General features: G+C 70.5%; 17 protein-coding genes and 1 pseudogene. 3 read left to right on the top strand and 15 right to left on the bottom strand.

Annotated features, from left to right (window positions below):
* The 3 genes from AB0I77_RS32750 to AB0I77_RS32740 form a co-directional block, all read right to left on the bottom strand.
* A partial coding sequence (locus AB0I77_RS32750; RefSeq protein ID WP_363286348.1) for a protein kinase occupies nucleotides 1-1,601 on the bottom strand: 1,601 nt, incomplete at its 3' end.
* Between the two features lie 127 nt (nucleotides 1,602-1,728).
* Nucleotides 1,729-3,402 carry a serine/threonine-protein kinase gene (locus AB0I77_RS32745; protein ID WP_363286347.1) on the bottom strand — a complete coding sequence of 558 codons (1,674 nt, stop codon included), beginning with the start codon at nucleotides 3,400-3,402 and terminating at the stop codon, nucleotides 1,729-1,731.
* 103 nt (nucleotides 3,403-3,505) lie between these two features.
* A complete protein-coding gene (locus AB0I77_RS32740) occupies nucleotides 3,506-4,354 on the bottom strand; it encodes a menaquinone biosynthesis protein (protein WP_363286345.1) in 849 nt (282 codons plus the stop codon).
* 288 nt (nucleotides 4,355-4,642) lie between these two features.
* On the opposite strand from AB0I77_RS32740, the gene AB0I77_RS32735 reads away from it, so the two are divergent.
* Nucleotides 4,643-4,846 carry a cold-shock protein gene (locus tag AB0I77_RS32735; protein ID WP_003992177.1) on the top strand — a complete coding sequence of 68 codons (204 nt, stop codon included), beginning with the start codon at nucleotides 4,643-4,645 and terminating at the stop codon, nucleotides 4,844-4,846.
* Nucleotides 4,847-4,987: 141 nt separating this feature from the next.
* Here AB0I77_RS32735 and AB0I77_RS32730 read toward each other — a convergent pair.
* Nucleotides 4,988-5,125, bottom strand: a pseudogene (locus tag AB0I77_RS32730) (DNA-binding protein); the annotation flags it as partial.
* Nucleotides 5,126-5,364: 239 nt separating this feature from the next.
* Between AB0I77_RS32730 and AB0I77_RS32725 the strand changes: the two are divergent.
* The gene (locus AB0I77_RS32725) at nucleotides 5,365-5,955 is read left to right on the top strand and encodes a class I SAM-dependent methyltransferase (protein ID WP_363286414.1); all 591 of its coding nucleotides are present in this window, start codon (nucleotides 5,365-5,367) and stop codon (nucleotides 5,953-5,955) included.
* On the opposite strand, the gene kstD is transcribed toward AB0I77_RS32725, so the two are convergent.
* The gene (kstD, locus tag AB0I77_RS32720; protein ID WP_363286344.1) at nucleotides 5,952-7,745 is read right to left on the bottom strand and encodes a 3-oxosteroid 1-dehydrogenase; all 1,794 of its coding nucleotides are present in this window, start codon (nucleotides 7,743-7,745) and stop codon (nucleotides 5,952-5,954) included. The two genes, AB0I77_RS32725 and kstD, sit on opposite strands and share 4 nt — an antisense overlap.
* A 165-nt stretch (nucleotides 7,746-7,910) precedes the next feature.
* The gene (locus AB0I77_RS32715) at nucleotides 7,911-9,821 is read right to left on the bottom strand and encodes an AMP-dependent synthetase/ligase (RefSeq protein WP_363286343.1); all 1,911 of its coding nucleotides are present in this window, start codon (nucleotides 9,819-9,821) and stop codon (nucleotides 7,911-7,913) included.
* 329 nt (nucleotides 9,822-10,150) lie between these two features.
* On the opposite strand from AB0I77_RS32715, the gene AB0I77_RS32710 reads away from it, so the two are divergent.
* Nucleotides 10,151-11,011 carry a MaoC/PaaZ C-terminal domain-containing protein gene (locus tag AB0I77_RS32710; protein ID WP_363286342.1) on the top strand — a complete coding sequence of 287 codons (861 nt, stop codon included), beginning with the start codon at nucleotides 10,151-10,153 and terminating at the stop codon, nucleotides 11,009-11,011.
* Here the strand turns inward: AB0I77_RS32710 and AB0I77_RS32705 are convergent.
* The 9 genes from AB0I77_RS32705 to AB0I77_RS32665 all read right to left on the bottom strand — a co-directional run bounded on the left by AB0I77_RS32705 (nucleotide 10,993) and on the right by AB0I77_RS32665 (nucleotide 18,391).
* Nucleotides 10,993-11,655: a TetR/AcrR family transcriptional regulator gene (locus AB0I77_RS32705; RefSeq protein WP_363286341.1), complete on the bottom strand. Its 663-nt coding sequence runs from the start codon at nucleotides 11,653-11,655 to the stop codon at nucleotides 10,993-10,995. The genes AB0I77_RS32710 and AB0I77_RS32705 overlap by 19 nt on opposite strands.
* 47 nt (nucleotides 11,656-11,702) lie before the next feature.
* On the bottom strand, nucleotides 11,703-12,011 hold the full coding sequence (locus tag AB0I77_RS32700; protein ID WP_363286340.1) for a DUF4229 domain-containing protein: 309 nt from the start codon (nucleotides 12,009-12,011) through the stop codon (nucleotides 11,703-11,705).
* Between the two features lie 103 nt (nucleotides 12,012-12,114).
* Entirely contained in the window at nucleotides 12,115-12,639 is a 525-nt protein-coding gene (locus AB0I77_RS32695; protein WP_363286339.1) for a GNAT family N-acetyltransferase, read from the bottom strand.
* Nucleotides 12,640-12,655: 16 nt separating this feature from the next.
* On the bottom strand, nucleotides 12,656-13,318 hold the full coding sequence (locus AB0I77_RS32690; protein ID WP_363286338.1) for a UdgX family uracil-DNA binding protein: 663 nt from the start codon (nucleotides 13,316-13,318) through the stop codon (nucleotides 12,656-12,658).
* Nucleotides 13,319-13,431: 113 nt separating this feature from the next.
* A complete protein-coding gene (gene mqnE, locus AB0I77_RS32685; protein ID WP_363286337.1) occupies nucleotides 13,432-14,595 on the bottom strand; it encodes an aminofutalosine synthase MqnE in 1,164 nt (387 codons plus the stop codon).
* 37 nt (nucleotides 14,596-14,632) lie between these two features.
* Nucleotides 14,633-15,088 (bottom strand): Lrp/AsnC family transcriptional regulator, encoded by a 456-nt coding sequence (locus AB0I77_RS32680; protein WP_363286336.1) that lies wholly within the window; start codon nucleotides 15,086-15,088, stop codon nucleotides 14,633-14,635.
* 98 nt (nucleotides 15,089-15,186) lie between these two features.
* Nucleotides 15,187-15,861 (bottom strand): UbiX family flavin prenyltransferase, encoded by a 675-nt coding sequence (locus AB0I77_RS32675; protein ID WP_363286335.1) that lies wholly within the window; start codon nucleotides 15,859-15,861, stop codon nucleotides 15,187-15,189.
* A gap of 87 nt (nucleotides 15,862-15,948) precedes the next feature.
* Nucleotides 15,949-16,851 (bottom strand): menaquinone biosynthesis prenyltransferase MqnP, encoded by a 903-nt coding sequence (gene mqnP / locus AB0I77_RS32670; protein ID WP_363286334.1) that lies wholly within the window; start codon nucleotides 16,849-16,851, stop codon nucleotides 15,949-15,951.
* Between the two features lie 82 nt (nucleotides 16,852-16,933).
* Complete coding sequence (locus AB0I77_RS32665) at nucleotides 16,934-18,391, bottom strand: menaquinone biosynthesis decarboxylase (RefSeq protein ID WP_363286333.1); 1,458 nt, start codon at nucleotides 18,389-18,391, stop codon at nucleotides 16,934-16,936.
* Nucleotides 18,392-18,479 lie beyond the last annotated feature (88 nt).

Below are 18,479 nucleotides of genomic sequence, written 5' to 3'. Positions count from 1 at the left end.
GACGTACCGCCCGCCGGAGTCCCGTACCCGGAGCCAGGAGCCGACGTACCGCCCGCCGGAGTCCCGTACCCGGAGCCAGGAGCCGACGTACCGCCCGCCGGAGTCCCGTACCCGGAGCCAGGAGCCGACGTACCGCCCTGCGGAGTTCCATGCCCGGAGCCAGGTGCCGAGGCGCCGGTGCCATACTCCGGCGCGGACGTCCCGTACCCGGAGCCCGCCGTCGGCGTGCCGCCCTGCGGAGTTCCGTGCCCGGAGCCGGGAGCCGAGGCGCCGCTGCCGTACCCCGGCTCGGGCGTGCCATACCCAGAGCCCGCCGTCGGCGTACCGCCCCGCGGAGTTCCGTGCCCGGAGCCGGATGCCGAGGCGCCGCTGCCGTACCCCGGCGCGGACGTGCCATACCCAGAGCCCGCCGTCGGCGTACCGCCCCGCGGAGTTCCGTGCCCGGAGCCGGGAGCCGAGGCGCCGCTGCCGTACCCCGGCGCGGACGTGCCATACCCGGAGCCCGCCGTCGGTGTACCGCCCGGCGGAGTCCCCGAGCCGGATGCCGAGGCGCCGGTGCCATGATGCCCCGGCGCGGACGTACCCCCCGCCGGAGTCCCATACCCACCCGCCCCCGACAACCCCCCACCCGGCATCACCGGCGCCGCCCCGAAGGCAGCCGTTCCCGAAGCCGCCGGAGGCCCTCCCTGTGGAGCGCTCTCTCCCGGCGCCTCGAGGTCCAGGATCCGTGCCCCGTGGGTGGCGATCGTCGACGACACCGCTGACGGCAGCCAGTCGGTCAGTACGCCCTCCACGCCTCCGGGCGCCAGCGCCGTAGCGATCTCCGTGGGGGCGGGGCGCGCGGCCGGGTCCTTCTGCAGGCAGGCGCGGACGAGGCCGAGCAGGGACTGCGGTACGCCGGTGAGGTCGGGTTCGCCGTGGACGACCTTGTAGAGCAGCGCCGCGTGCGAGACGGGGCCGTCGCCCCAGACGCCCCGGCCCGTCGCCGCGAAGGCGAGTACCGCGCCGAGGGAGAAGATGTCGCCCGCCGGCCCGACGTCCTGGCCCAGCGCCTGCTCCGGCGGCAGGTAACCGGGCGAGCCGACCACGACTCCCGTCTGTGTCATACGACTTCCGTCCACCGCCCGCGCGATGCCGAAGTCGATCACGCGCGGACCGTCGGCGGCCAGCAGGACGTTGGAGGGCTTGAGGTCGCGGTGGATCAGACCGGCGGCGTGGATCTCCTGGAGGGCGGCGGCGAGCCCCGCGGCCAGGGCGCGGACCGTCCGTTCCGGCAGCGCGCCGTGCGCGGCCACCACGTCCGTGAGGTCCGGGCCGAGCACGTACGACGTCGCCAGCCACGGCAGGGGAGCGTCCGGGTCGGCGTCCACGACGGGGGCGGTGTAGCGGCCGGAGACGGCCCGGGCGATCTCGACCTCGTGCCGGAAGCGGCCACGGAAGTCGTCGTCCGCCGCGAGGTCCGGCCGGACGACCTTCACCGCGACGGTACGGCCGCCCGGCGAACGCGCGAGGTAGACACGGCCCATGCCGCCCGCACCGAGTCTGCGCAGCAGCCGATAGCTGCCCAACTGACGGGGCTCGTCCGGCTGAAGTGTCTCCATGGTCGGCCTTCCCCGTCAGCACGCGTGCGTCGATATCTGGGACACAGTAGTGACGGGGACACAGTAGTGACGGCTGGGGCGAGCGGGATCGACGGGGCTGAAGTCACTCGACCAGTCACTCGGCCAGTCACTCGGCCTTCGACAGGCGGGCCCTTGGCCGCCCCGAATCCTCGCTGTCCGACGCGTAGTCGAGGTCGTCGCCGACCGGCGTGAGGCGGACCGTGTGGGCGGCCGGGTTGCACACGTCCCGGTTCGACTTGGCTCCGACGGCGGTCGCGATGACCTGCTTCTTCGTCACCCGCTTCAGCGTCAGTACGTCGTCGCAGAAGCCCCCGCCCAGATCCGTCTGCCGCATCCTGCCCAACTCCTCGCCCACGCCCGCCCGGTGCACGGTCAGCCGGAACGTGCCCAGGGGCAGCGTGCCGTCGAGCGCGATGGCCTGACCTTCCCAGGTGCCGAGGTAGGCGGCGGGTACGGCGCCCGGCCCGGCCGTGCCCGCGCTGCTCGTGTCACTCGGCCCCGGAGTGGAGGCGGCACCGGTGTCGGAATCGCTGCTCCCGCCGTCGTCGCTCTGTCTCGGCATCAGGTCGAACACGAGCACGGATCCCACGGTCACCGCGGCCATCGCCCCCGCGACCGCGAGGGCCACCGTGCAGCTCAGCCGACGCCCCCGCCCACCGGCCGGCGGCTCAGCGGTCGCCGACACGGACACGGAGACCTTGCCGGGACGGCGATCGGGGAACGCGGAGGGCGCGGAGGACGGCGCAGTGTCCTGTGGGGGGTGCGCATCACGGGGCTCGGGAACAACAACCGGTGCCCCACCCATCACCGGCGGCGGCCCGAACTCCCCCACAGAAGGACTACTGAACCGCACCGGCCCCGAAGCCGTCTCCCCTGCCTCGAGATTCAGCAGCTGTACGGCACTCCGGCTGACCCGCTCCACCAGCGCCCCCGGCAGCCACCCGCCCGCGACCAGCCGGGCCGCCCCCTCGGGAGCGAGCCGCCGGGCCACCTCGCCGGGTGTGGGCCGCACGCTCGGCTCCTTGGCCAGGCACGCCTCCACCAGCGAGCGCAGGTCGCCGTCCAGGGAGCCGAGTTCGGGTTGTTCGTGGACGACCTTGTAGAGCAGGGCGGCCGAGGAGTCGCCGGGGAACGGCGGTCGGCCGGTCGCCGCGTACGCCAGCACCGCGCCCAGCGAGAAGACGTCGGCCGCTCCGCTCGCGCCCTTGCCGAGGATCTGCTCGGGCGACATGTAGCCGGGCGAGCCGACCGAGACGCCGGTGGCGGTGAGGGACGCCGTACCGTCCGAGGCACGGGCGATCCCGAAGTCGATCAGCAGCGGCCCGTCGAGGGTGAGCAGCACGTTCGACGGCTTCACGTCCCGGTGCACCAGGCCCAGTGCGTGCACCGCCGCCAGCGCTTCCGCGAGGCCGGCCCCCAGCGCTCGTACCGTATGGGCCGGCAAGGGACCGCCGTACGTGTCCGCGTCCGCGACGGCGGCCGACAGTGGCGGTCCCGCCGCGTAGGCCGTGGCCACCCAGGGCACCGCCGCCTCCGGATCCGCGTCCAGGACGGGCGCCGTCCAGGCGCCGCCGACCCGGCGCGCGGCCACGACCTCGCGCCGGAAGCGGGCGCGGAACTCCTCGTCCAGCGCGAAGTGCGGGTGCACGATCTTCACCGCGACCGTGCGGCCGCCGGCGCTGCGGCCGAGGTAGACCCGGCCCATGCCACCGGAACCGAGCCGGCCGAGCAGCCGGTAGGGCCCCACGACGGTCGGCTCGTCGACTCCGAGCGGCTGCATGGCGTCCCCCGTCCCCCGTACCCCGTGCCGTCGTACCACTTACCGTCGTACCACTGGGCAGCAGCGTAATGCGCCGCGCTCCTCAGGCTTACGGCCATGAGGCTCACGGCTGAAGCAGATCCACCTTCACGTCCGCCGGGAAGCCCGTCGTCGGCCCCACCCGGCGGGCGAACTCGGCGACCGCCTCCAGCTGCGGGCCGCCGAAGCGGAAGTCGAGGGTCGTGAAGTACCGCTCCAGGACCTGCTCGTCGAAGGCCTCCCAGCGGGCCGCCTGCTCGGCGACCTTGCCGACCTCCTCCAGGGAGAGGTTGCGGGAGGCGAGGAAGGCCTCGTGGACCTGGCGGGTGATGACCGGCTCGCGCTCCAGGTAGTCGCGGCGGGCGGCCCAGACCGCGAAGACGAAGGGCAGGCCCGTCCACTCCTTCCAGAGCGTGCCGAGGTCGTACACCTCCAGTCCGAACCGCGGCCCGTCGACCAGGTTCGCCCGCAGTGCCGCGTCGCCGATGAGTACGGCGGCCTCGGCCTCCTGCATCATCAGGCTGAGGTCGGGCGGGCAGGTGTAGTAGTCCGGCTGTACGCCGTAGCGTTCGGCCAGCAGCAGCTGGGCGAGGCGGACGGAGGTGCGCGAGGTCGAGCCGAGGGCGACCCGGGCGCCGTCCAGCCGGTCCAGCGGGACCTGCGAGACGATCACGCAGGACATCACCGGGCCGTCGCAGCCGACCGCGATGTCGGGGAAGGCGACCAGGTCGTCCGCGTTCTTGAGGAACTCGACGAGGGTGATGGGCGCGATGTCGAGGTCTCCCCGCACCAGCTGCTCGCTGAGCTTCTCCGGGGTGTCCTTGGTCAGCTCGAAGTCGAGGAGTGTGCCGGTTCTCGCGAGCCCCCAGTAGAGGGGCAGGCAGTTGAGGAACTGGATGTGGCCGACGCGCGGCCGGATGCGAGAATTGTCCACATCGCGAGACTAGACCCCTGAGCTACGCCCCCGACGCCGCCCCCACCGTCAACCTTCTCGCCGCACCTTCAAACGTTCGGGTGACGTGATCTTGACCTCTATTGCTTTCGGCTGCCTGCGTGCTAGGCTCGCCGCAAGTTGCAGTTTGGTTTCCCTTGCAGTACAGAGCCTGCGGAGCATGTAACCGCGGGCTCTAGTCGTTTTCAGACGTATGCAGTTGTGCGGCATCTTGTTTTCACACTTGCAGGGTTCTGGAGCAGGGCAACCCTTTGGGCCCAAGGAGGGCTTATGGCTACCGGAACCGTGAAGTGGTTCAACGCCGAAAAGGGCTTTGGTTTCATTGCCCAAGAAGGCGGCGGCCCCGATGTCTTCGTCCACTACTCCGCGATCAACGCGAGCGGCTTCCGCTCGCTGGAGGAGAACCAGCAGGTCTCCTTCGACGTGACCCAGGGCCCGAAGGGCCCGCAGGCGGAGAACGTCACCCCCGTCTGAGTCTCGTCCTCGGAGTTCGATCTCGGAGTTCGGTCTTCGGTCCAGGCCTCCGGCTCCATGAGCCTGATGCTTTGATCCGGAACAGATAGCACCACCCAAGGAGCCCCGCGCCGCAAGGCAGCGGGGCTCCTGCCTTTCCGGTGGCCCCGCCTTCACCTTCCCCGTGCTCACGATCAGATGCTCCACCGTGCCCGGAATGTGCGGCTGTGACCTGCGGGCCGCGTCCGGCTCGGCCCGCAGGTGGTAGATGTCCCGCCGCGCACCGGGCGGGCTGGTGGTGGTGCTGGGGGCGGCGGCGGGGTTGCGGGCGGCGGGAGTCGCCTGAGGACGCGGAGGCTGAAGCTCAGGCTGATTGTCAGTGCGGGCCGATAAGGTCCCCGGCCATGACCGAGACCAACTCCCCGCCCGAAACCGAAACCGACTCGTCGCCCGAGACCGCCACCGGCCTCCCGCCCCAGGCCGATTTCCTGACCGCCACCCGGACCTTCTACGACGCCATCGCCGAGGACTACGCCGCCATGTTCCACGGCAAGCTCGTCGCCTCACCGCAGGACCAGGCGGTGCTGGACGGGTTCGCCGAGTTGGTGGGCGAGGGCGGTGCGGTGGCCGACCTGGGCTGCGGGCCGGGGCGGGTGACTGGCTACCTCGCTTCCTTGGGGCTGTCCGTCTTCGGGCTCGACCTCTCGGAGTCCATGCTCGCCATCGCCCGCCGTGAGAACCCGGGGCTGCGCTTCCAGCAGGGCTCGATGCTGGACCTGGACCTCGCGGACGGCGCACTGGCCGGCGCCATGTCCTGGTACTCGTCCATCCACACTCCTGTGGACCGGCTCCCCGACCTCTTCGCCGAGTTCCGCCGGGTGCTGGCGCCGGGCGGCCACCTCGTCGTCGCCTTCCAGGCCGGCGACGAGCCCCGGCACCACGACCGGCCCTTCGGCCACCAGGTGTCGCTCGACTTCCAGCGCCGGCAGCCGGACGACATCGCCGAGCTGCTGACGACGGCGGGATTCACCCTCGTTTCCCGGACGGTACGCGAGCCGGTCGAGGCGCTCGGGGAGTCGACTCCGCACGCCTTCCTGATCGCGCGGAAGCCGCCGGAGGCCCCCGCCTAGAGCGCTCCGGCGAGGTCCAGTGCCGCGATGTACCCGAAGGTCATCGCCGGACCGATCGTCGAGCCCGCGCCCGCGTAGCTGTGGCCCATCACGGCGGCGCTGGCGTTCCCGGCGGCGTACAGGCCGGGGATGACCGAGCCGTCGGGGCGCAGCACGCGGGCGCGGGCGTCGGTGCGCAGGCCGCCCTTGGTGCCGAGGTCGCCGGGGACGATGCGGAAGGCGTGGTACGGGGGCAGCCACAGGGGCGCGAGGCAGGAGTCGGGGAGGACGGCGGGGTCCGTGTAGTAGTGGTCGTAGGCGCTGTCGCCGCGCCCGAAGTCGGTGTCGTCGCCTTGCCGGGCAAGGGAGTTGAAGCGGTCGACAGTGGCGCGGAGGGCGGCTGCGGGGACGCCGATGGCGGCTGCCAGGGCGTCCAGGGTCCAGGCCTTGTGTGCCGCGCCGGAGGTGTACCAGTCGTCCGGGAACGGGAAGGTCGGCGCCACGTCCTTGAAGAGGTAGCGGTTGCGGTAGTTCTGGTCGGTGATGAGCCAGGCCGGGATGGCGGGATCGGTCGGGTTCCGCTCGTACATGGTGTGGACGACATCGCTGTAGGGGCCGGCCTCGTTGACGAACCGGCGCCCCGCCGCGTTGACCAGCAGGCCGCCGGGAAGGGTGCGTTCGGCGAGGCAGAAGTACGGTTCGCCGGGGAGCGGGATGGCCGGCCCCCACCAGGCGTCGTCCATCAGGGCGAGGTCGGCACCCAGCCGCTGCCCCGCCCGGATTCCGTCCCCGGTGTTCTCCTTCGCGCCGACGGTCCACTCGGTGCCGATCGGCTGCCGCTGGTACCGCGCGCGCATCGCCGCGTTGTGCTCGAACCCGCCGGAGCCGACGACGACCCCGCGCCGGGCGCGCACGAGCCCCGGGGTGCCGCCCCGGGTGACCACGGCGCCGGCTGCCTTCCCGCCCTCGACGTACAGCTCGGTGAGCGGGGTGTCGAGCCAGACCGGCACCCCGGCGGCCCTCAGCCCGAGACGCAGCCCCGCCGCGAGCGACTGCCCCATGGTGAGCGGCTTCTGCCCGAGCGCGGCGGCCTTCGTGCCCCGGGCCAGGCACTCGGCGGCGACGGCGACGCCCTTCGCGCTCACGGCGGTCAGGGCGAGCCATTTGTAGTCGGCGCTGAAGACCACCATGCCGGCCGGGACGGGGAGATACGGCGGGTTGAGGCGGGCGAGTTCGGCGCCGAGGAGGTTGCCGTCGAGCTGGGCGGGCTCGATGGAGCGGCCGTTCGGGAGGCCGCCGGGGAGCTCCGGGTAGTAGTCGCTGTAGCCCTCCATCCAGCGGAAGCGCAGCGGGCTGTTGGCCATGACGAAGGAGATCATCGCGGGCCCGTGACCGAGGAAGGCACGCTGCCGGTCCGCCGGGACGTCCGCCCCGACCACGGCGGCCAGGTAGGCGGCGGCCTTGGCGGGAGTGTCGCGAACCCCGGCGGCGAGGATCACCGGGTTGTTGGGAATCCAGATCCCGGCACCGGAGCGGGCGGCCGATCCCCCGAAGGTGGCGGCCTTCTCGACGACGACACAGCTCAGCCCCCGCTTGGCGGCGGCGAGCGCGGCGATCATCCCGGCCGCGCCGGAGCCGATGACGACGACGTCGTACGTACCGAGGACAGGCAGGTCGGCCGCACGGGCCCCCTGCTGCACCCCGGCCGCGACCGCGAGGCCGGCACCGGCGGCGCCTGCGAGCAGGTGCCTTCGGGAAGGGCGTCCAGGAAGTCCGGTGCTTCGTCTCGCAGGGTCCGTGCTCGTGGTCATGGCCACTCCAGCCCGCCGGCAACGAAGGAAAGAGGTGAGGGGACGGGAAATGTTGCGCGGGGGTCTTGTGAAGTCAAGAGCCTTGCGGACAGCGGCTGTTGGAGCGAGGCACGTCCGGGCTGCCGGGGGCGGCGGTCATGATGACGATCTTGAGATCAGCGTTGATCACCGCTCGTACAGCCCCTCCACCTCCGCGGCGAAGTCCCGCATGACCACCTCGCGGCGCAGTTTCATCGTCGGGGTCACGTGGCCGGCCCGTTCGGAGAAGTCCACCGGGAGGATGGTGAAGCGGCGGATCGACTCCGGACGGGAGACCAGCTTGTTGGCCTCGTCGACCGCGCGCTGGATGATCGCTCTCAACTCCTCGTCGTTCACCAGGAGTTCCGCCGGGACGGCGTGCTTGCCGTTCATCCGGCGCCAGTGGGTGACGCCGTCCATGTCCAGGGTGATCAGGGCGGAGATGTAGGGGCGGGATTCGCCCAGGACCATGCACTGGGAGATCAGGGGATGGGAGCGGAGCCAGTTCTCCAGGGGCGCGGGGGCCACGTTCTTGCCGCCTGCCGTGATGAGGATCTCCTTCTTCCGGCCGGTGATCGTCAGGTAGCCGTCGTCGTCCAGGCGGCCGATGTCGCCCGTGGCGAACCAGTCGTCGGCGGAGGCCGGGATCACTCCGCCGCCGTTCGGGTCCCAGTAGCCGCGGAAGACCTGGCCGCCGCTCAGCAGGATCTCGCCGTCCCCCGCGATCCGGACCTTGGTGCCGGGCATCGGCCAGCCGACCGTGCCCAGGCGCGATTTGAGCGGGGGCGTGACCGTGGCCGCGCCGGTCGACTCGGTCAGGCCGTAGCCCTCGTAGATCTCCATGCCCGCGCCGGCGTAGAAGGCGGCGAGGCGGCGGCCGAGGGGGGAGCCGCCGCAGATGATGTGGCGGATCCTGCCGCCCATGGCGTTGCGGATACGGCGGTAGACGAGGGAGTCGTAGAAAGTGCGGGACGCCTTCAGGGTGGCGTTCGGGCCGGAGCCGGTGCCGGCGTTGCGGGCCTCCACCGCCTCGGCGTAGCGGCGGGCCACGTTGGCCGCGCGGTCGAAGGCCGTGGCCCGGCCGCCGCTCTCCGCCTTGGCGCGCGCGTTGTTGTAGACCTTCTCCAGCATGTACGGGATGCACAGCAGGAAGGTCGGCTTGAAGCTGCTCAGGTCCGCCACCAGGTCCTCCGCCTTCAGGCTCGGCGCGTGGCCCAGCCGTACCCGCGCGCGGACGCAGGCGACCGCCACCATGCGGCCGAAGACGTGCGACATGGGGAGGAAGAGGAGGGTGGCGGGGTCGTCCGCCTTCGACTTGAAGACGGGGTAGAGGAGTTCGACCGCGTTGTCGACCTCGGCGAGGAAGTTGCCGTGCGTCAGCACGCAGCCCTTGGGCCGGCCGGTCGTGCCGGAGGTGTAGACGACGGTGGCGAGCGTGTCGGGGACCAGCATCCCGCGCCGTACGGAGACCTCCTGGTCGGCCACCGTCTCGCCGAGCTCCGCCAGGCGCTCCACATGACCCTTCTCGATGATCCACATGTGGCGCAGGTCGGGCAGGCGGCTGAGTTCCGGGCCGAGGGCGGAGGCCTGGCCGACCTCTTCCGTCACCAGGGCCACCGCGCCCGAGTCCTGGAGGATCCACCGGGTCTGGAAGACGGAGGACGTGGGGTAGATCGGGACGGTGACCAGGCCGGCGGCCCAGGCGGCGAAGTCGAGGAGCGTCCACTCGTACGTCGTCCGCGCCATGATCGCGATCCGGTCGCCCGGCACCAGCCCCTCCGCGATCAGGCCCTTCGCCAGCGCCAGCACCTGGTCGGCGAACTGATTCGCGGTCACATGGACCCAGTCCCCGTCCTCCGTACGGCGGCTGAGGACCCGGGCGCCGGGAGCCGCCTCCGCGTTGTCGAAGGGCAGGTCGGCGAGGGAGCCGTGCGCCGAAGGCGGCGCGAGCGGCGGTACCGACACCTCGCGGACCTCTCCGTCCAACCGCCGGATCTCCGGTTCCACGAGCACGGGGGCACCGTCGTAGTCGTGACCTGACGAATAGGAGAGGGACATGATCAGCTCCTGGGGCGTGCAGCTCGGTTCCGAACAGCTGCATGTGGTACGTGCGGTACGTACCGGGACGTTCACCGGCGGTGTGCGGCTGAGCAGGGCCGAATGGGGCAAACCCCACGCGGCCCATGGGTTACCGCGAGTTAGGCGGCGATCGTACGGTGCCCACGTGGAAGGTTCGTGCGGGTTCGGGGGCGGTACGGAGCCGGGGGTGTGCAACCTCGGAGGTTACGTGAGGGAGGTTCGGCCCCTTGCCGAGATCACCGTCACACAGGATTACCTACGGTAACCTTACTCCACGGTAAGCTAAGTACGCACGTGGAGAGTTGGACATGGCCGACCGCTATCTGAGCTTCACCGACTCCCCCGCCCTTGCCCCGCTCCTCGCCCGCGGCGCCCTGCTCTCCCCCTTCAAGCGGCCCCGCCCGGACGCGGACTTCCCCCGCACCCGGCTCGTCCTGCCCGGCGTGCGCATCGACCTGGCGCGGCTGGCGGCGTACGAGCGGGTGTGCGGATTCGCGACCGGGGACGACGCGTTACCGGTGACCTATCCACACGTCCTCGGCTTCCCCCTGGCCATCAGCCTGATGAGCGGCCGGGACTTCCCGCTGCCGCTGCTCGGACTCGTCCACACCTCGGTCGAGATCACGCAGCGGCGGTCGCTGGCGGCCACTGGGGAGTACGAGCTCACCGTGTACGTCGGCGAGTTGGCGCCGCACCGGCGGGGGACGGAGGCCGTTGTGGTCACCGAGGTGCGGGTGACGGGCGGGGAGGTGGTGTGGGAGTCGAGGAGCAGGTATTTGGCCCGGCATCGCGTCAGCGGCCGTATGCCCTCCGAACCGTCTGAGCCGGTGGCTCGGGGGCCGCTGCCCGTCGTTGCCGAGTGGCGGCTCGCCGGGGACGTCGGACGGCGGTACGCCGCGACCTCCGGTGACCGCAACCCCATCCACCTGCATCCGCTCACCGCCCGCCTCTTCGGCTTCCCCCGGGCCATCGCGCACGGCATGTGGACCCTCGCCCGCTCCCTGGCCGCGCACGGCACGCCACGGGCCGCCACGGTGCGGGCCGACTTCCGGGCTCCCGTGCTGCTGCCGGGCACGGTGACCTACGCGGCGCAGGGCGGACGGTTCGAACTGCGCGGCGGGGACGGCCGGACGCATATGGCCGGGAGTGTTTACCCGCTCACCTCGTGAGACACCTCGGGGGGTGACCACGGGCGGCCCTCCATCAGGTCGCCCAGTCCCGCCCACGCGAAGTTCATCAGCGTCGCCGCCGCCTGCTTGGCGGAGACGCCGGGGGTGACGTTGGCCCAGGCGGCGAGCGACTCGGCGGCGCCGAACAGGGCCTCGGCGAGGCCGGCCACCTCCCGCTCGGGCAGGTCGGGGTCGCGGTGGGCCTCCCGCGCGGCGACGACGATCAGCTGGGTCACGAACGCGACGATCTCCTCGCGCATCGCGGTGACCTCGGCGGCGAACGTCTCGCCGTGGGTGCGGGCTTGAAGGTGCAGGACGGACCAGCCGTCCGGATTCCGCGCGGTGTGCGTGAAGAACGCCCGCAGGCCTTCCCAGAGTTGGCGGTCGGCGGGCAGCTCGGGGTGCACGCCGGCCCGGATCGCCGCGGTGAGCGCGGTCGCCTCGCGGCGGATGCAGGCGGTGAAGAGGTCTTCCTTCGAGTTCAGGTACAGATACACCAACGGCTTGGAGACGCCCGCCAGTTCGGCGATCTCGTCCATCGACGCGGCCATGTATCCGCGCTGCCCGAAGGTCCGCACGGCGGCGTCCAGCATCTGCTGTTCACGCACGGCACGCGGCATCCGCTTGCTCTTCACGGCACCCATGCGCACAGAGTAATTGGGCACGGCCGCGAGCAACGCCCCCGCGAAACCTACGAAGTCTGCGGAGTCTGGCCCTGCGTCCGGGACGCGTCGTCGGCCACGTCCTCCTGGCTGCGGTTGGCGTCCAGGTTGGCCTTGACCCGGTCGACCTTCTCCACGACCTGAATCGACGCCCGGTCCCGCTCCTTGCGCAGCACCACGAAGCTGATCGGGGCCGAGACGACCAGGGAGAGCAGGACGATCCACATACCGTTGGAGCCGCCGACACCGCGCGGAGCGACACCGGAGTAGACGAGGCCCCAGACGACCACGAGGCAGCCCACGAAGATCCCGAGGCGCATCAGCGTGTAGCGGAGCATCTCAATCCACTCTTCCGTATCGGACGGTTTGCCGGTTTGAACAATCCCGTCCAGTGAAGCACGGGCGGGACCTGATCTTGCAGGGGGGTGTACCGCCCCCGGCTCAGTGCAAGGGCAGCAGCATGTAGATGTCGTCCCGGTCGTCGCCCGGCGCGACGCGTATCGCGCCGGGGATCCGGCCGACCTCCTTGAAACCGCAGGAGCCGTAGAACCGCTCCAGGCCGAGCCCGCCCCGGCAGGTGAGCTGGATCGCCTCGATGCCCTCGAAGGTGCGGGCGGCGTCGGTGACGGCCGCCATCAGGTCACGGCCGTATCCCTTGCCCTGGTGGCGCGGGTGCAGCATCACCGTGTAGAGCCACGCCCAGTGCGTCTTCAGCCGGTGCGTGTTGAAGCCGAAGAACGCGGTCGCGGCCACCGCACCCGCCTCGTCGTGCGCGACGAGCAGCCGCATCCGCCCCTCCGCCATCGTCGCGAAGTGCTTCACCAGCTCCGGCCGGACCGCCTCACGCGTCACCGGGGGCACGAAACCGACGGCGCCTCCGGCATCGGAGACGTCCGTCCACAGGTCGAGGATGCCGTCACGCAGGGTCGGCGTGACGGCGGGATCGAGAGTAAAAGTAAGGGACACCGCAGAATCGTAACCATTACGACAGCGCGTGTGCCGCCACCTCCAGATCCGAGACCAGCCCCCGGTACGCCGCCTTCCGGTCCTTGTCGTCCTGCGCCCGCAGCACCGACGACGGGTGCACGGTCGGCACGAGCCGCTCCCGCCGCCCGTGGATCTCCTCCTCCAGCACCGTGCCGCGCACCTGCGTGACCCGGAACGACGACCCGAGCAGCGCCTTGCCGGCCGTGGCCCCCAGGATCACGATCAGCTCGGGCTCCACGATCGCCAGCTCGGCCGCGAGCCACGGCCCGCACGCGGTCATCTCGCGCAGGGTGGGCTGCTTGTGGATACGGCGCTTGCGCGGCTCGGCCTGGGTGAACTTGAAGTGCTTGACGGCGTTGGTGACGTACGCGTCCGCTGGGTTCAGGCCGGCTTCTTCCAGGGCTCGGTCCAGGAGGTGGCCTGCTGGGCCGACGAAGGGTTTGCCTTGACGGTCCTCCTGGTCGCCGGGTTGCTCGCCGATGAGCATGACGCGGGCGTCTTTGTTTCCGGCGCCGAATACGGTTTGGGTGGCGTTCTGGTGGAGGGGGCAGCCTTTGCATTGGGCTGCCGCCCGGCGCAGGGTGGGGAGGCTGTGGGCCTCTTCCGGGACGAAGGGTTCTGCTGTGTAGGCGTCCTCAGGCGCTCGGGTGGTCACCATGGAGGTCGAGTACCCGCCGTGGGGGCTCGGACTCATGTCGTCTGCGGGGCCGTGGGGGTTGATCGCGCAGTTCCCCGCGCCCCTTGAGGTCGGGACACTCCCGTCCGCTGAAATCACACGCGCATCGGCTGCGGGGACTCTCGTCGCCCCGCGTCCGGGCCGTCGTACTCCCGGATGATCTCGTAGCGGGTGTTGCGCTCGACCGGGCGGAAGCCGGCGTCGCGGATGAGGTCCAGTAGGTCCTCGCGGGTCAGTTTGTTCGGGGTGCCGTAGTTGTCGGCGTCGTGGGTGATCTTGTACTCGACGACCGAGCCGTCCATGTCGTCGGCGCCGTGCTGGAGGGCCAGCTGGGCGGTCTGGACGCCGTGCATGACCCAGAAGACCTTGACGTGCGGGACGTTGTCGAAGAGGAGGCGGGAGACGGCGAAGGTCTTCAGGGCCTCGGCGCCGGTCGCCATCTGGGTGCGGGCCTGGAGGCGGTTGCGTACCTTGCCGTCCTTCAGGTCCACGAAGTCGTGCTGGTAGCGCAGCGGGATGAAGACCTGGAAGCCGCCGGTCTCGTCCTGGAGCTCGCGGAGGCGAAGGACGTGGTCGACGCGGTGGCGGGGCTCCTCGATGTGGCCGTAGAGCATGGTGCAGGGGGTCTTGAGACCCTTCGCGTGGGCCAGCCGGTGGATGCGGGACCAGTCTTCCCAGTGGGTGCGGTGGTCGACGATGTGCTGCCGGACCTCCCAGTCGAAGATCTCGGCGCCGCCGCCGGTGAGGGACTCAAGCCCCGCGTCGATCAGCTCGTCGAGGATCTCCGAGGCGGACAGCCCCGAGATCGTCTCGAAGTGGTGGATCTCCGTGGCGGTGAAGGCCTTCAGGGACACGCTCGGCAGGGCGGCCTTCAACTCCCGCAGGGAGCGCGGGTAGTAGCGCCACGGCAGGTTGGGGTGCAGCCCGTTGACGATGTGCAGCTCGGTGAGGTTGTCGCCCTCCATCGCCTTGGCGAGCTTCACCGCCTCCTCGATGCGCATCGTGTACGCGTCCTTCTCGCCCGGCTTGCGCTGGAAGGAGCAGTAGGCGCAGGACGCCGTGCACACGTTGGTCATGTTGAGGTGGCGGTTGACGTTGAAGTGGACGACGTCGCCGTTCTTCCGCGTCCGCACCTCGTGCGCGAGCCCCCCGAGCCAGGCCAGGTCGTCCGACTCGTACAGCGCGATGCCGTCCGCTCGGCTCAGCCGCTCACCGGCCCTGACCTTCTCCTCCAGCTCGCGCTTGAGTCCGACGTCCATAACCGCACCTTTCTCCGACGACTTCCCCACCGTACGTCTATGCCTCTTCGGGCAGTTCTCCGACCCGGTTCTCCCACTTGGTGGACAGCACGATGGTGGTACGGGTCCGGGACACGCCCTTGGTCCCGCTGAGCCGCCGGATGATCTTCTCCAGGCCGTCCACGTTGGTCGCCCGCACCTTGAGCATGAACGAGTCGTCGCCCGCGATGAACCAGCAGTCCTCGATCTCGCTCAGGTCCTTCAGCCGGCGGGCCACGTCCTCGTGGTCGGCGGCGTCGGACAGCGAGATGCCGATCAGGGCGATGACACCGAGGCCGAGGGAGGCGGAGTCGACGGTGGCGCGGTAGCCGGTGATGACACCGGCCGCCTCCAGCCGGTTGATGCGGTCGGTGACGCTGGGTCCCGACAGGCCGACGAGGCGTCCCAGCTCCGCGTAGGAGGCCCGGCCGTTCTCCCTCAGGGCCTGGATGAGCTGCCTGTCCACCGCGTCCATGCGATCGAAGCCTTCCGCTGAAGAGGTCTGAAGAGTTCCTGAAGTTCTGAAGTGGTCCTGCGGTCCTGAGGTCCTGAGGTCCTGAAGTGCTCAAGTGCTCAAGTGGCCGGGGAGCCGCCGCCGAGTTCGCCCTGCCAGCGGCGGTACAGCCTGTGCTCGACGCCCGCCGCGTCGAGGACCCGCCCGGCGACGAAGTCCACCAGGTCCTGGATGTGCGTCGCCCCCGCGTAGAAGGCGGGCGAGGCGGGTACGACGGTGGCGCCCGCGTCGTCCAGTGTCACCAGATGGCGCAGCGTCTGCCCGTTCAGCGGGGTCTCCCGCACGGCCACGACCAGCTTGCGGCCCTCCTTGAGGGTCACGCTCGCCGCCCGCTGCAACAGATCCTTCGACAGCCCGAGCGCGACTCCGGCGACACAGGCGGTGGAAGCCGGCACGATCAGCATCCCCTTCGCGGGATACGACCCCGAGGACGGCCCCGCGGCGAGGTCACCGGCGGCCCAGTGCCGTACGCCGATGACGTCCGCACGGAAGACACCGGGCTTCCCGTCGGCCCCCCTGGACAGCCATTCCCGCAGGTCGTCCCGCCAGTGCGCGTCCCGGAAGGAGATGCCGGTCTCGTCCAGCAAGGTGAGCCGGGACGCCCTGCTGACGATCAGGTCGACACTCTCCCCCGCCGCCAGAAGCGCACGCAGCACGGAAGCCGCGTACGGCGTACCGGATGCCCCTGACACCCCCACGATCCAAGGCGTGCGCTGCGTTTCCCCTGCGTTCACACCCTGAGCCTACCGGCGAGTCGGCGCACACTCAGGACGGGTGGGGCACTTAGGGGTCGGCGGGACAGGCCGGACACGCACCCGCCCTCAGACGGTCAGCCCCCGAACGAGCAGATCCAGCAGCGCACACACGAACAGCACGATGCCGATGAACCCGTTGACGCTGAAGAACGCCCTGTTCAGCCGGGACAGGTCATGCGGGCGCACGATGCTGTGCTCGTACACGAACGCCCCCGCGACGATCAGCAGCCCGAACCAGAAGAAGGCGTCGGCGTCGGTGACGAGCGCGTACCAGACGAACAACCCCGTCGTGATCGCGTGACAGACCCGCGCCCCCCAGATCGCCACCGGGATGCCGAAGCGGGCCGGGACCGACATGACGCCGATCTCGCGGTCGGTCTCGATGTCCTGGCAGGCGTAGATGAGGTCGAAGCCGCCGATCCAGATGCCGACGGCCAGACCGAGGATCACCGCGTGCCAGGACCACTCACCGCTGATCGCCAGCCAGCCGCCGATCGGGCCGATCGCCTGGGCGAGGCCGAGGATGGCCTGGGGGAAGTTCGTGAACCGCTTCCCGTACGGGTACACCACCATCGGGATCACCGCGATGGGCGCGAGGGCCAGGCACAGGGGGTTCAGCAGGGCCGCCGAGCCGAGGAAGATCACCAGGGCGATCAGCGCACCCGTCCAGGCGTGCTTGACCGACATCGCGCCGGTCACGAGCTCGCGGTGCGCCGTCCGGGGGTTACGGGCGTCGATCTCCCGGTCGATGATCCGGTTGACCGCCATCGCGAAGGTCCGCAGACCCACCATGCAGATGGTGACCAGCAGCAGCCGGCCCCAGTGGATGTTGCCGTCCCGCTGGAACATCGCGGTGAGGGCGGCGATGTAGGCGAAGGGCAGGGCGAAGACGGAGTGCTCGATCATCACCAGGCGCAGGAAGGCTTTGGTGCGTCCCGGCTGCGGGAGCGCCGCAGATGCGCTGCTCACGAGAGTCCGTACTCCGGGTCACCCCCGCGGGGGCGGGGAAATTCCGCCTCCGCCCTGCCGCGCCCCATCATGTCCGTGCACTTCACAGCCCGTACTCCTTCCAGCGCCGCGTCACCCGTTCGGCCGTCTCCGGGTCGGATTCCACCATCTCCGGCCACCCCCCGTCCCGCGTATAACCCTCCTCGGGCCACTTCCGCGTAGCGTCGATCCCCGCCTTGCCGCCCCAGAACTGCTGGTAGGAGGCGTGGTCGAGGTGGTCGACCGGGCCCTCCACGACCGAGAGGTCGCGGGCGTAGTCCGTGTTGCCGAGCGCGCGCCAGGCGACCTCGTGCAGATCGTGCACGTCGCAGTCGGCGTCGACGACCACGATCAGCTTGGTCAGGGACATCATGTGCGCCCCCCACACCGCGTGCATCACCTTCTGCGCGTGCTTGGGGTACTTCTTGTCGATCGACACGATCGCGCAGTTATGGAAACCCCCGGCCTCGGGCAGGTGGTAGTCCACGATGTCCGGCACGATGATCTTGAGGAGCGGGAGGAAGAAACGCTCCGTCGCACGGCCGAGGGGTCCGTCCTCCGTCGGAGGCCGCCCTACGACGATCGACTGAAGCAACGGCCGCTTCCGCATCGTCACGCAGTCGATGGTCAGCGCCGGGAAGGGCTCTTGCGGGGTGTAGAAGCCGGTGTGGTCGCCGAAGGGGCCCTCCGGGAGCATCTCGCCGGGCTCCAGCCAGCCCTCGATCACGACCTCCGCCTGGGCTGGGACCTGGAGTGGGACCGTCTTGCAGTCGACCATCTCGATCCGCTTGCCCGCGAGGAAACCGGCGAAGAGGTACTCGTCGATGTCGCCGGGGAGGGGGGCGGTGGAGGCGTAGGTGACGGCGGGCGGGCATCCGAAGGCGATCGCGACCGGCAGCCGCTCCCCCTTCCGCGCCGCCACCTGGTAGTGGTTCCGGCTGTCCTTGTGGATCTGCCAGTGCATGCCGATGGTGCGCTTGTCGTGGCGCTGGAGGCGGTACAGGCCGAGGTTGCGGATCCCGCTCTCCGGGTCCTTGGTGTGCGTGAGCCCCAGGTTGAAGAAGGAGCCGCCGTCCTTCGGCCAGGTGAAGAGGGCGGGGAGCATGTCGAGGTCGACGTCGTCCCCGTGCAGGACGACCTCCTGCACCGGGGCGCTGTCGGCCTTCACCTTCTTCGGCGGTACGTGCGCCATCGCGCCGAGCTTCCCGAAGGCCTCGCGCACACCGACGAAGCCGTGCGGCAGCTCGGGACGCAGCAGCCCGCCGATCTTCTCGGAGATCTCGCCGTACGACTTGAGGCCGAGCGCCTTCAGCAGGCGGCGGTCGGTGCCGAAGACGTTCATCGCGAGCGGCATGGAGGAGCCGCGCACGTTCTCGAAGAGCAGCGCGGGACCGCCGGACTTCTGCACCCGGTCGACGATCTCCCCGACTTCCAGATACGGGTCGACCTCCGCCTTGACACGCTTGAGGTCACCTTCGCGTTCCAGTGCCCTGAGCAGGGAACGAAGATCGTCGTAAGCCATGCGGTCAAGTATCCCCGAGCCGCTACCCTGGCCCGGTACCTGGGGTCCCGTGCTCGTGGCCCCGACGACCGTTCCACTGGAAGGCCTC

This window comes from Streptomyces sp. NPDC050619 (assembly GCF_040654815.1).
Classification (GTDB): Bacteria; Actinomycetota; Actinomycetes; order Streptomycetales; family Streptomycetaceae; genus Streptomyces.
Note: the sequence above shows the minus strand (reverse complement) of the source record. Positions and strands in the feature narration are given on the sequence as shown.

What these genes read in the sequence shown, in the direction of transcription:
- AB0I77_RS32745 (WP_363286347.1), bottom strand. Translation starts at nt 3,402, where the DNA reads ATGCAGCCGCTCGGAGTCGACGAGCCGACCGTCGTGGGGCCCTACCGG.
- AB0I77_RS32735 (WP_003992177.1), top strand. Translation starts at nt 4,643, where the DNA reads ATGGCTACCGGAACCGTGAAGTGGTTCAACGCCGAAAAGGGCTTTGGT.
- AB0I77_RS32725 (WP_363286414.1), top strand. Translation starts at nt 5,365, where the DNA reads ATGTTCCACGGCAAGCTCGTCGCCTCACCGCAGGACCAGGCGGTGCTG.
- kstD (WP_363286344.1), bottom strand. Translation starts at nt 7,745, where the DNA reads ATGACCACGAGCACGGACCCTGCGAGACGAAGCACCGGACTTCCTGGA.
- AB0I77_RS32715 (WP_363286343.1), bottom strand. Translation starts at nt 9,821, where the DNA reads ATGTCCCTCTCCTATTCGTCAGGTCACGACTACGACGGTGCCCCCGTG.
- AB0I77_RS32710 (WP_363286342.1), top strand. Translation starts at nt 10,151, where the DNA reads ATGGCCGACCGCTATCTGAGCTTCACCGACTCCCCCGCCCTTGCCCCG.
- AB0I77_RS32705 (WP_363286341.1), bottom strand. Translation starts at nt 11,655, where the DNA reads ATGGGTGCCGTGAAGAGCAAGCGGATGCCGCGTGCCGTGCGTGAACAG.
- AB0I77_RS32700 (WP_363286340.1), bottom strand. Translation starts at nt 12,011, where the DNA reads ATGCTCCGCTACACGCTGATGCGCCTCGGGATCTTCGTGGGCTGCCTC.
- AB0I77_RS32690 (WP_363286338.1), bottom strand. Translation starts at nt 13,318, where the DNA reads ATGGTGACCACCCGAGCGCCTGAGGACGCCTACACAGCAGAACCCTTC.
- mqnE (WP_363286337.1), bottom strand. Translation starts at nt 14,595, where the DNA reads ATGGACGTCGGACTCAAGCGCGAGCTGGAGGAGAAGGTCAGGGCCGGT.
- AB0I77_RS32680 (WP_363286336.1), bottom strand. Translation starts at nt 15,088, where the DNA reads ATGGACGCGGTGGACAGGCAGCTCATCCAGGCCCTGAGGGAGAACGGC.
- AB0I77_RS32665 (WP_363286333.1), bottom strand. Translation starts at nt 18,391, where the DNA reads ATGGCTTACGACGATCTTCGTTCCCTGCTCAGGGCACTGGAACGCGAA.